Source organism: Atopobium sp. oral taxon 416 (assembly GCF_018128285.1).
Taxonomy (GTDB): Bacteria; Actinomycetota; Coriobacteriia; order Coriobacteriales; family Atopobiaceae; genus Olsenella_L.
The window spans coordinates 2,539,638-2,550,841 of record NZ_CP072380.1; the positions used below are offsets into that span (position 1 = coordinate 2,539,638).

General features: G+C 56.5%; 10 protein-coding genes and 1 pseudogene. 1 reads left to right on the plus strand and 10 read right to left on the minus strand.

What is annotated here, in order from left to right; all coding sequences use genetic code 11:
* Positions 1-8 precede the first annotated feature (8 nt).
* The 4 genes from ilvA to J4859_RS13245 form a co-directional block, all read right to left on the minus strand.
* On the minus strand, positions 9-1,208 hold the full coding sequence (gene ilvA / locus J4859_RS13230; RefSeq protein ID WP_212330449.1) for a threonine ammonia-lyase: 1,200 nt from the start codon (positions 1,206-1,208) through the stop codon (positions 9-11).
* Between the two features lie 22 nt (positions 1,209-1,230).
* Entirely contained in the window at positions 1,231-2,934 is a 1,704-nt protein-coding gene (gene ilvB, locus J4859_RS13235; RefSeq protein WP_212330451.1) for a biosynthetic-type acetolactate synthase large subunit, read from the minus strand.
* 174 nt (positions 2,935-3,108) lie between these two features.
* Positions 3,109-4,128 (minus strand): ketol-acid reductoisomerase, encoded by a 1,020-nt coding sequence (ilvC, locus tag J4859_RS13240; protein ID WP_212330453.1) that lies wholly within the window; start codon positions 4,126-4,128, stop codon positions 3,109-3,111.
* Between the two features lie 88 nt (positions 4,129-4,216).
* Positions 4,217-5,749 (minus strand): 2-isopropylmalate synthase, encoded by a 1,533-nt coding sequence (locus J4859_RS13245; RefSeq protein WP_212330455.1) that lies wholly within the window; start codon positions 5,747-5,749, stop codon positions 4,217-4,219.
* Between the two features lie 1,339 nt (positions 5,750-7,088).
* Between J4859_RS13245 and J4859_RS13250 the strand changes: the two genes are divergently transcribed.
* Positions 7,089-7,670, plus strand: coding sequence for an ATP-binding protein (locus tag J4859_RS13250; RefSeq protein ID WP_249113651.1), 582 nt, complete (start codon positions 7,089-7,091; stop codon positions 7,668-7,670).
* 203 nt (positions 7,671-7,873) lie between these two features.
* On the opposite strand, the pseudogene J4859_RS13255 reads toward J4859_RS13250, so the two are convergent.
* The 6 genes and pseudogenes from J4859_RS13255 to J4859_RS13280 all read right to left on the minus strand — a co-directional run.
* Positions 7,874-8,545 (minus strand): annotated as a pseudogene (locus tag J4859_RS13255) (transposase); the annotation flags it as partial.
* An 18-nt stretch (positions 8,546-8,563) separates the two neighbouring features.
* Positions 8,564-8,770 (minus strand): hypothetical protein, encoded by a 207-nt coding sequence (locus tag J4859_RS13260; protein WP_212330459.1) that lies wholly within the window; start codon positions 8,768-8,770, stop codon positions 8,564-8,566.
* Positions 8,771-8,791: 21 nt separating this feature from the next.
* Positions 8,792-8,944, minus strand: a complete 153-nt coding sequence (locus J4859_RS13265; protein ID WP_212330461.1) for a hypothetical protein — start codon at positions 8,942-8,944, stop codon at positions 8,792-8,794.
* A 206-nt stretch (positions 8,945-9,150) separates the two neighbouring features.
* Positions 9,151-9,321, minus strand: a complete 171-nt coding sequence (locus J4859_RS17930; protein WP_212330463.1) for a C-GCAxxG-C-C family protein — start codon at positions 9,319-9,321, stop codon at positions 9,151-9,153.
* A complete protein-coding gene (locus J4859_RS13275; RefSeq protein WP_212330466.1) occupies positions 9,306-9,512 on the minus strand; it encodes a hypothetical protein in 207 nt (68 codons plus the stop codon). Before J4859_RS13275 ends, J4859_RS17930 begins: the two co-directional genes overlap by 16 nt.
* Positions 9,513-9,644: 132 nt before the next feature.
* Positions 9,645-10,565 (minus strand): ribokinase, encoded by a 921-nt coding sequence (locus tag J4859_RS13280; protein WP_212330467.1) that lies wholly within the window; start codon positions 10,563-10,565, stop codon positions 9,645-9,647.
* Positions 10,566-11,204: the final 639 nt, after the last annotated feature.

Genomic DNA, 11,204 nt, shown 5'->3' on the forward strand with positions numbered 1-11,204 from the left:
TTCCCTTTCTAATCAACGAGCTCAAAGCCTTCGGAGGCCAGCTTCTGTTTAATTGAGTCTATCTGTGCGCGGTCCTTGGTTTCCATACCGATCCGCAGCGTACAGCTCGAGATCGGTAAATCAGGATCGGAGAGATCGTAGTCAACGGACACCACGTTGGCCCCCATGGAGGCGATGATACCGCTCACCTCTTCGAGCTGGCCCGGCTTGTCCATCAGTTTGATGGACAAGGTCGTCTTGCGGCCGCTCATAGCGAGGCCACGGTTGATCACACGAGAGAGGATGTTGACGTCGATGTTGCCACCGCTGATCACGCAGACCACGCGCTTGCCCTGAAGCGGGAGCTTGTGGAACATGCAGGCCGCCACTGAGGCAGCACCGGCACCTTCTGAGACGAGCTTTTGCTTCTCCATCAGCGCCAGGATGGCCGCGGCGATCTCATCGTCTGAGACAGTGACCATATCGTCGACGTAGTTCTGGACCATCTTGAAGGTCTCCTTGCCCGGAACCTTGACTTGGATGCCATCGGCGAAGGTGTTCGCGTCTCCAGAGGACTGCCACTCCCCCGCGTGGAAGGCATCGACCATCGCGCTCGCCCCCTGGGCTTGCACACCGTACACCTTGCACTTGGGGTTCAGGCTCTTGACCGCGCAGGCGACACCGGCAATCAGACCACCGCCGCCGACCGGGACGGTCACCGCGTCGACACCTTCCAACTGATCCATGATCTCGAGACCGATCGTACCCTGTCCGGCCATTACGTCCTCATCGTCGTAGGGGTGGATGAAGGTGGCGCCGGTCTCCTTCTGTAGCCTCACGGCTTCGTCGTGCGCGTCATCGTAGATGCCCGGAACTAATCGGACTTCCGCACCCAACCTGCGGGTGTTTTCAACCTTGACGATCGGGGCCCCATCCGGCATACAGACGATCGCGTGGGCGTGCAGTCTGCTCGCCGCCAAGGCTACGCCCTGGGCGTGGTTACCGGCGCTGCAGGCTATGACGCCCTTGGAGAGGGCCTCCTTGGGGAGCTGACTGATCTTGAAGTAGGCACCGCGAAGCTTAAAGGATCCGGTGAACTGGAGGTTTTCGGTCTTGAGGTAGAGCTCAGGCATATCAGACACAATGTTTGACGCCCGAATGAGGTCAGTTTTGCGCGCTATACCTTTCAGTACGTAGGCGGCCTGATAGATCCTGTCGAGCGTCAACATACGCCGTTCTCCTCATCCTTTTCTAGATTGCCAAGAAATTGGTGATGTGCTGTCCTGCCGGGACCATCGGGCGCACCATCTCATCCGGGGCGATGGCTGCATCGATCACGTAGCCATGACCGCAAGCCAATGCCTCTTTCAGCGTGTCCTCGAAGTCCTCCATTGAGCTCACGCGTTTACCAGCAAGCCCATAAGCGCGGACCAGAGCGACCCACTCAGGCGGACGGTCAAGCGTTGTTTGGGAATAGCGCTTGTTGTAGATGAGCGTCTGCCACTGGTGCACCATGCCCAGCACGGAGTTGTCGTAGATGATCGTGATGATCGGCAGATGGTAGTGCTGGACTGTGGCGAGCTCAATGCAGTTCATGCGGAAGGAGCCGTCGCCCGTGACATGGATCACGCACTTATCCGGGTTACCCACTTGTGCGCCGATCGCGGCACCCAAGCCAAAGCCCATCGCGCCGAAACCACCGGAGGTCAGAAGCTGCCCCGGATAGTCATAGTGGAAGTGCTGGACCGCCCACATCTGGTGCTGTCCCACGTCGGTCGCGACGATCGTATCCTCAGGGCAGATCTTCGCGATTGCGGTGTCGATCTGCTTCGGGTTAAGGTGGTCTCCGTCCTCTTCGTACTTGGTTTCCGTCGGATAGGAGAAGACATGCTCTTTCCACTCGTCGTGGTGCAGCTGATGGAGCCGCCCGTTAAGCATTGAGAGGACCTGCTTTGCGTCGCCTAAGACCGCATAGTCGCAGCGGACATTCTTGCCGATCTCGGCGCGGTCGATATCAATCTGGACGATCTTCGCATGCTCCGCGAAGGTGGAGGGCTGCAGCGCCACACGATCGGAGAACCGGCAGCCCACGGCGATCAGAAGATCGCACTCATCAACTGCCATATTGGAAGCCTGGGAGCCGTGCATGCCGATCAGACCGGTCGCAAGCGGGTCTCTGCCGCGAAAGCCACCGGCACCCATTGCGGTGATTGCGACCGGGGCATCAATGCGGTTGACGAACTCGTTGAACTCTTCATCGGAGCGGGAACGCACCACGCCGCCACCGCAGATAACGAGCGGACGCTTAGAGGCATTGACCATGTCGACCAGCTTGTCGACTTCATATGGTTTGGGATCCGGGGTATTGAGGCTGCCCATCAGCCGCTTGGAGAGTCGGTTGGGAAGCTCAAAGATCTGGTGCTTCTCCACTGGCACCACTTCATAGTCGCACTTGGCAGTCGCGACATCCTTGGTGATATCAAGCAGAGTCGGGCCGGGGCGTCCGCTGCGTGCGAGCAGGAAGGCTTGCCGCACCGCCGGCGCCAGATCGTGCACGTCGTCCACGACGCGGTTCCACTTGGTGATCGACTTGGTGATCTCGGTGATGTTGACCTCCTGGAAGGAGTCCTTGCCGAGAAGCTTGCTCGAGACATTGCAGGTGATAGCGACAATCGGAGAAGAGTCCATGTAAGCAGTCGCGATGCCGGTCACCAGGTTCGTACAGCCCGGGCCTGAGGTAGACATGCACACACCCACCTTGCCGGTCGAGCGGGCATAGCCGTCGGCAGCGTGCGCCGCGCCCTGCTCGTGGCTCGTCAGGTAGTGATGGATCTCTGGCGTCTGGTATAGGACGTCGTATACGTCCAGAATCGTTCCCCCAGGATATCCAAAAATGCTATCAACGCCCTGTTCCTTTAGACACTCGATGAGTATCTGTGCGCCAGTAAGCTCCATGTGATGCTCCCCTCCTTTAATGCAAACGATGACTCATTCCGTCCGATTGTGGACGGCGCCTTGAACCTGCAAAACCGATACTGTCTCGTTTTGTACGTACAAAGCGCCGAAGGCGCCGGAGCACGCACCACAAGCCGTGTCTTGTTGTGCCCCGGCGCCACAAACATACGCCGATTAGTTGTTGAGGAGCTTGTCCTCGTCGTTCCAAGAATACAGAGCACGGATCTTTTTGCCAGTCTGCTCCATCAGGGACTCAGCCTCCATACGGCGCATCGCCTTGAAGTGGACCTGGTGGGTCTCATCGGACATATCGAGCAGGAAGTCTTTTGCGAAGGAGCCGTCCTGAATAGCCTTCAGGTTCTTTCTCATGCCCTCCTTGGCGGCTTCGGTGATAACGTTCGGGCCGCAGGTGTAGTCGCCGTACTCAGCGGTGTTGGAGATGGAGGACCTCATGCCGGAGAAGCCGCTCTCGTAGATCAGGTCGACGATCAGCTTCATCTCGTGGATGCACTCAAAGTAGGCGTTACGGGGATCGTAGCCAGCCTCGACCAGGGTGTTGAAGCCTGCCTCCATCAGGTCGGTGACGCCGCCACACAGGACGTTCTGCTCACCGAACAGGTCGGTCTCAGTCTCGGTCTTAAAGTCGGTCTCAAGCAGTGCTGCACGCGCTCCGCCGATGGCAGCGCCGTAGGCAAGCGCGATATCGAACGCGTCGCCCGTAGCATCTTGGTGTGCACAGACCAGCATCGGGACGCCCTTGCCCTCCTGGTAGGTGGAACGGACGGTGTGGCCCGGAGCCTTCGGGGCGACCATGATGACGTTACAGTCCGGACGCACCTCGATGCAGCCATAGTGGATGTTGAAGCCATGTGCGAAGGCGATGGTCTTGCCCGGAGCCAGATTCGGCTCGATATCTTCCTTGTACATCTTGGCCTGATACTCATCGTTGATGAGGATCATGATAATATCTGCCCACTTGGTAGCCTCCGCATTAGAGACAACCTCAAGTCCCTGCTTCTCAGCCTTTGCGCGGGACTTGGAGTTTGGCAATAAGCCGACCTTAACGTCGACACCGGAGTCCTTCAGGTTCAGGGCGTGTGCGTGCCCCTGGGAGCCGTAGCCAATGACAGCAACCTTCTTGCCGTCGAGCTTGGACATGTCCACGTCCTTCTCGTGATACATCTTGAATGCCATAGCAGTGCTTCCTTTCTTTTCGTGCCTTGTCTATGCATTTTGCTTGCTATCGCTACGCCGCTCAAGTAAACGACGGAGTTGCCACTACTTACTTCTTTGCTGCCCGTGAGGCCAGGATCGTGCGGTTGATCGCATCGATATAGGCCTTGGCCGCGGAGACGATAATGTCGTTGTCGGCGCCGTGCCCGGCAAAGACCTTGCCGTCCTTCGACTGCGTCCTCACCGTCACTTCACCAATCGCATCGATGCCGCGGGTGATCGCCTTAACGGAGAACTCTTCCAGTTCGACGTTTGCACCGATGACCTGGTTGATTGCCTTGTAGGCGGCGTCAATCGGGCCAGAGCCGGTGGAGCAGACCACGTGCGTGTCGCCCTGCTCATCCTTGACCGTTGCGGTCGCGGTTGGAACCAGCGGATCTCCGCAAGATACCTGCAGCGCGTCGAGGCTGTAGACCGCGGTGCTATTGCGCTGACGCTCCTGGACGATGGACTCCAGATCCTCGTCATATACCTCTTTCTTCTGGTCTGCAATCTCAAGGAACCGCTTGTAGATATCATCGAACTCATCATCCGGGAAGGTATAGCCGAGCTCTGCGAGCCGATGCTTCAGAGCCGCATGGCCGGAACGGGCGGAAAGGATAATCTCAGAGCCTGCCGCGCCGACATCCTCGGGGGCGATGATCTCATAGGTGTCACGGGCCTTCAGGACGCCGTCTTGGTGAATACCAGAGGAGTGCGCGAAGGCGTTGGCACCGACAATAGCCTTGTTGGCCTGTACCTGCATACCGGTAATCCGGCTTACCAAGTGGGAGGCCCGCGTCAGCTCCTGCGTCACAATGTCGGTGTGCCCGTCGAGCTCATCTCCGTGCATCTTGAGGGCCATAACAACCTCTTCAAGCGCGGTGTTGCCCGCACGCTCACCTAGACCGTTGATCGTGCACTCAACCTGTGTGGCGCCGTTTTTGACGCCAGCCAGCGCCAACGCGGTTGCCATGCCCAGATCGTTATGGGTGTGTACGGAGATAGTAACGGTCTCAATGTCCCGTACATGCTCGGTCAGGCCTTTGATGCGCGCTCCGAAATCATCGGGCAGCTGGTAGCCGGTGGTATCAGGGATGTTGATGACCGTGGCACCTGCATCGACGGCAGCCTGTACAACCCGCTCCAGGAACTGCTGATCCGCACGCCCTGCATCCTCTGCGTAGAACTCAACGTCGTCGACGTATTTCTTCGCGTATTTGACGCAGTGGGTGGCCGCCTCAATAACCTGGTCTTCGGTCATGTGCAGCTTCTCGTGGATGTGCTGCGGGGAGACGCCTAATCCGGTGTGGATACGGGGACGTTTGGCAGTCTTCAGTGCCTCAGCGGCGCAGTCAATGTCTTTATCGACGGCGCGAGTCAACCCGACGACTACTGCGTCATCCCCTGCCAGACGCCCGATTTCCTGTACAGACTTGAAGTCTCCAGGGCTTGAGATCGGGAAGCCAGCTTCGATCACATCGACGTTCATGCGAAGCAATTCGCGGGCGATCGTCAGCTTTTCCTCGGTATTCATGGAAGCACCGGGCGACTGTTCACCGTCGCGCAAGGTAGTATCAAAAATATCGATCTTTCTGGTCATAAAAAACTCCTCGAAGTCAAAGGGTTATAGGTACCTCAAGACAACGATTCACCCGGTTTGCATAACCAGAAAGCGGTATTCAGCCCCAAAAAGGATGGTTCTACCCCATAAAGCAGATAAATGCTCCCACCCAAGCCTCAACCAAGCTTGGTAACCTGCCACAGACACACTCATGTCTTCACAAAAAGCATTTCTGTCTCAGTTATACAAAAAGGAATACATAAAAAAAACCGTTGTCCGCAACACTTGCAAACAACACGGCGTACATGACGGGATTCTGACAGATTCAAACCCTTAGGTCAGCACGCCTAGACTAGGAGGAGGCCCAAAACGGGCTTAATAATCTCTACCGCTACAGGAGCAATAATTACTAGGGACTCTACGAAGCTAGTGGTACTAACAGTATTCAGCTCACCCTTGCTTTCAAATGTCCCAAAGCTCATTGCTTATCTCCCTGTAAGAAAAACGCTCTATTTGTGGCGGCTCTTTGTCGCCTCGCGTTTGTTGAGACAAAGTATGCCAGAAAGCCGGAACAGTCAGCGCAGAAAATTACAAAGTGAAATTATCTTGTAACACTTGACGCAAAAGCCCAGGTAGACTGCTTTCAGCTACATTGCAAGCACGTAACAGAGCCCAATCTAGCCGTCAAGTATATGAGGGCTGATGCAGGCCGGCCGGCTAGCCCAGGTGATACAACTTTCCATGCCAAAGGGAGCTGTGCCCTGGAGCCTACTGGGCTCTGTGTTTGGTGACAACCTCTTAGGCTAGCCTTCAAAGAGAAAGTGGAACCGTCAGGATCCATGGTACGCAAAAGTCCCTTCTACACCCTCAGTGCCAAAGGCTGAAAACGCCAAGATCTGCCGACCTAAGAAGGCCACAGTCGAGTGTTGCTGCTGTAAGCACATAGGCTTTGCTACCTTCGCTAAGCTAAGTGCCAAGATGGGAGTGTCCTGACTGCAGGCGCACGTACAGCTCGCTTACAGGGACAGTCTTTAAGCACACCAGGCACACACCCTGCCGAAGTGGGTATCACCCATCAGGCTCATGCGCTACAGTGTGCCCCTTAACTGCAAGAGACAAAGCGCTCAGATATCGCATCAAAAGCGCCTGGGGATGGTGGCATTGGGTCTTTCGTCCTCAAAGCAGTGCCTCTGGATCGATAAGGCCTACATCGCTGATGCGCACCTCTCCTGCGCCTTCGGGCAGGCGAGCAAGTGTGCCCTGTCAGCAGGTTGGCACAGACGTCCACACGAGCCCCTATACCGTAGTCTGTGGCCACAAGCCGTCCACGGAAAGGATCAGAAGACCTTGCGGCCACTGAGCTGAAGGCACAACCATCGTGCATGAGCGCCTGTGCACCCACAGGGACCGCTCGAAGAGGGCACGCCTGCTCAGGCAGGCGCGCTTCCCAGCGCCGAAGTCGGTCGAGGGCTTCGACTGGACCAACGTCGCCTTCCCCGACGGGTGGGGGCGCGACGAGATGTGCTCGCTGGCGTTCGTGGGCGACGTGGAGGGCCTGGTCTTCTACGGCCAGACCGGCCGCGGCAAGACCCACATGGCGATAGCCCTTGGCATCGCCGTGACCTCGGCGCTCTACGCGGCGAGGTTCTTCCAGACCGCGCAGCTTATGCTCCATCTCGGCCAGGCGAAGCGCGAAGGCACGCTCGACAGGCTACTCGCCGATATAGCCAAGGCGAGGCTCCTCATCCTGGACGAGTTCGGCTACGTGCCCTTCGACGTGAACGGCGCGAGGCTGCTCTACCAGGTGATATCGGAAAGCTACAAGAGGAGGAGCGTGATCTTCACCACCAACGTCGAATTCAGCCGCTGGGGGACGCTCTTCGCCGACGACAAGCTCGCAGCGGCAATCGTGGAGCGCGTCGTACACCACGGGCAAGCTCGTGGAGTTCGGTGGCCCTAGCCACCGGCTTAAGCAGAGCCTCATGCTGGGCAGATCAGGAAGGTAGGGAAGGCACGGCGCGCCCCGTGCGTAAAGTCGAAAAAGTTTGGCTCAGACCTAAAACCTGTGTGCAGACCCATCACGAAGCAGCCCTGGAAGCCTTCGAGTAGCGCCTGCTGGCAATCGAATATCTTGAGGAAGAAGTATTCGTCGTTAGGGTATCCCTAGCCTGCCCTCCTGAGCATCTTGATCATGCAGTTGGTGCCTTCGACCCTACCCGAAGAGATCCGGTGCCTGGCGTGCGCGACGATTCCCTCCATGTGGCTCTCCACGAGGCGGGCAACCCTGGCGAAATGCCTGTCTTTCGTGCCGTGGCAGACCTCCACGACCTGCTCCATCGCATCGCGTATCGCATCCACATCGGTGCACGAATAGGCCTGCGTGAGCATCTCATCTACGATGTCGCAGGCTGCGAGGAGCTCGTTTTGGGATATGAGGTACTCGTAGCGCTTCCTGGCGCCTCCCCTCTGCAGGGCCTCCTGCTTGCCGAAGAAGGCGCTTCCCCTTAAGACCACCTTGCCGGCGTGTGCATAGCGCTCCTTCCTCTTCCTGGTGTCGGCACAGGACATAAGGATGTATGTGGAGTGCTTGAGGGCACGCACGGCCTCGCTGTCGCCCTCCTCCTTAAGCCTTGCCTGCTTATCCTTCCTGACCTTACAGATCACCTTCTCGTTGAAGTTCTTCACGATATGGAAGCAGTCGTAGACGACCGAGAGATGCGGATGGCGCTTAAGGAATGCGCACTCGAAGTCTGCGTTCATGTCGCAGGCGATTGTCTCCACATTGGATATCCACTCAGCGAGCACAAAGTCACAGAATTCATGCACGACCTGCTTCTTCTTGGAATGAGCGAGCTACAGCACATGGCCTGTCTTAAGGTCTATGACTACGGTGGCATATCTGTGCCCGCCGTAAAGCTTGAACGTATCTGCGCCCAGATACCTTGCCTGCCGCTTCGGCTTCCGGAGTCTGGTCTCGCCGTCCTCGCCCTTCTCCGTATAGAGCGCAGAGAGCCTCGCGCGGTCGATCTTTTTCACCACATTCCTGTTGAGCCCTATCATGAGGGACACTGCCTTAAGGGTCTAACCCAGGGCAAGCAGGTCACACACGAACGCGAGCAGCAACAGCGTGATGCGCTGGCCTGGGGCCCTGAAGGGCACCTCTTCCGTGAGGGTATTCCCGCACTCCCTGCATGCCCATCTTGGCCGCAAGATCCCTATCCTTGCCCTCTCCATCTTGCTTCGCGCCTTCCTCGTGCTCGACTCTGGTGTCGAAGAACTACATCTCGTCTATCTATACGTCCCGAAAGGACCACCCGGTTCTTACAGCCGCTGACGGTGCAAAAGATCTTGTGGGGGATAAGGACCTGAGCTAATTCACCTGCACACATGCCAGAATAACGGATGCATTGCTCTTTACATTTCTGCGATACCCCAGCAAACTAGTGTGTCAGAATACGACAATACCCCGCATGTTTACCGTTGGCCTCACGGAGCCCGTCGTGCAGTTTATGGGATAGTTGCACGCATTTGGCAGCCTGAGGGCCGCCGGGTTCGGTCCGTCCGAAGAACATGCTGAGCATCATCACGCTGCCCGTTAGGGCGCCACACATACAGCCGGGGCCTTGCAATACCACCGGATATCCCGGTCGCCATCTTGCTTGATAACCTCATCCGGTAAATCGAGACCAAAGTTATCACAGATTGACCGCACCACCGACTCAGCGCAAAGAAAGCCGCTGCGGCAAGCTTCTTCCGCATCCTCAATCACCTTGTGGACACCCACTTCGTTGTTGACCCGCACAGTTTCCCCTCCCCAAGACATGGTGCAAGGGCATGATTAAAACCGTACCCGTATGGTTACTCAACCCCATAGGTATACGGGGTTATATCCGCATCTTCTCATCGAACCTCACGATTGAGCCAGTAGTAATACCTATCCAATATGGCTATAGAACTCATCGACTTCTGCACGAGTCGGAATCGAGCGTTGGGCTCCGACTTTGGTTGTGGTAAGAGCAGCTGCACAGCTCGCCCATCGAAGCGTAAACTCCCTGTCCTTATGCTCCGCGACCATTACTGCCAAGGCTCCTATGAAGGTATCGCCGGCACCGGTAGTGTCTTCTACCTTCACCTCGAGGGCAGGTTGATAAAGATAGATCTCTCCCTGCATCAATGCAGCACCTTTATCTCCCAATGTAATGATCGCCGTAGGAACCCCCTGCTTGATAAACCAGGACAAGCCCTGTTTTATGGTCGCTTTGTCGGTCGGTAGAATACCGGTGATTGTCTGACACTCAGTCTCATTGACGCAGACCATATCAACTGAATCCCAGATACTGTCCGGCAGCGACATCGCAGGCGCAGGGTTGAAGAGCGTAACAAGTCCCTGATCATGGGCCTTTCTCAGCGCTGCCAAGGTCGCCCTGTAACCACACTCGAGCTGTGTGACAAAGATATCGGCAGGGTGCGCTACCCGAGAGAGGCTCTCACTTACCTCATCAAGCCCCAACGCATGGTTTGCTCCGGCATTCAGGATGATCCGGTTATCAGAATCGGTTCTGGTAATCATCGCCAAACCGCTTGAAATGTCGTCGAGGATCCGCACTTCGCTTTTATCAACACCCGCAGCTGGTAGCATCTCCACAAGCTGTTTTCCAAACACATCGTTTCCGACAGCGCCGATCAAAAAGACCTGAGCACCGAGCCGGGAAGCCGCTACCGCTTGGTTGGCTCCCTTGCCACCGGGATTGATCAGGAAGTCATGGCCCGGGACCGTCTCTCCTGCCTGGGGGATACGCTCACAGGCTATTGAGAGATCCATGTTCAGACTACCGAAATCGATAACGCAGGGCATAGTGAGTCCTCCTTTTGATCAGTAGTTGACATTCCCGCCAACTACAGTTTACGGGATTTTGGTGTGACCCATGTCTTAATCGACGTGAATTTGCTGAGGTGTTGCCACAACACACAGTTGCCGCTCTGCTGGCTTTTGCTTGTGTGTAATGTTTACGGCAGCGTTGATGTCTGCGCTCACCCAGATGCTATCTTTGGGTTCGCTATAGGCCGTCTCAGATGTGCTTGCCTAAGAAAAGGTGTGCTCACTTGTCAGCGGGCTTGTATTCGATCCCCACCCATATAGGATGCTTTGGACGTGTAGGTCTCTTTCTGCTGCATGTATCGGTATGTGAGCTAGCGTTCGAGTAGCCTACAGGGAATCTGTATGAGCGCTTGATCATTCTTTCTGCCGTGGCTGCTCCCTGCTTGCATCCCATGTTGGATCCAACAATCAGGGTGTCTGTGTTCTTCTCTATGCACAGGTTGGCGATGGCGCGTGCCGCTTTGAGCATGCAGCCATACACACGCCGACTCCCTTTGTCGGCTACCTGTCAGATTTGCCTGTGTCTAGTCGGCTTTTCAGATACGCCAAGTGCCTGTTGCAATAGTGGTTGGCTGACTTGAGTTATCGCCTGCCAACTAAGCGCCCATGGCCGGA

Coding starts and splice junctions, on each gene's coding strand:
- ilvA (WP_212330449.1), bottom strand. CDS start 1,208: ATGTTGACGCTCGACAGGATCTATCAGGCCGCCTACGTACTGAAAGGT.
- ilvB (WP_212330451.1), bottom strand. CDS start 2,934: ATGGAGCTTACTGGCGCACAGATACTCATCGAGTGTCTAAAGGAACAG.
- ilvC (WP_212330453.1), bottom strand. CDS start 4,128: ATGGCATTCAAGATGTATCACGAGAAGGACGTGGACATGTCCAAGCTC.
- J4859_RS13245 (WP_212330455.1), bottom strand. CDS start 5,749: ATGACCAGAAAGATCGATATTTTTGATACTACCTTGCGCGACGGTGAA.
- J4859_RS13260 (WP_212330459.1), bottom strand. CDS start 8,770: ATGATAGGGCTCAACAGGAATGTGGTGAAAAAGATCGACCGCGCGAGG.
- J4859_RS13265 (WP_212330461.1), bottom strand. CDS start 8,944: ATGGAGAGGGCAAGGATAGGGATCTTGCGGCCAAGATGGGCATGCAGG.
- J4859_RS17930 (WP_212330463.1), bottom strand. CDS start 9,321: ATGTGTGGCGCCCTAACGGGCAGCGTGATGATGCTCAGCATGTTCTTC.
- J4859_RS13280 (WP_212330467.1), bottom strand. CDS start 10,565: ATGCCCTGCGTTATCGATTTCGGTAGTCTGAACATGGATCTCTCAATA.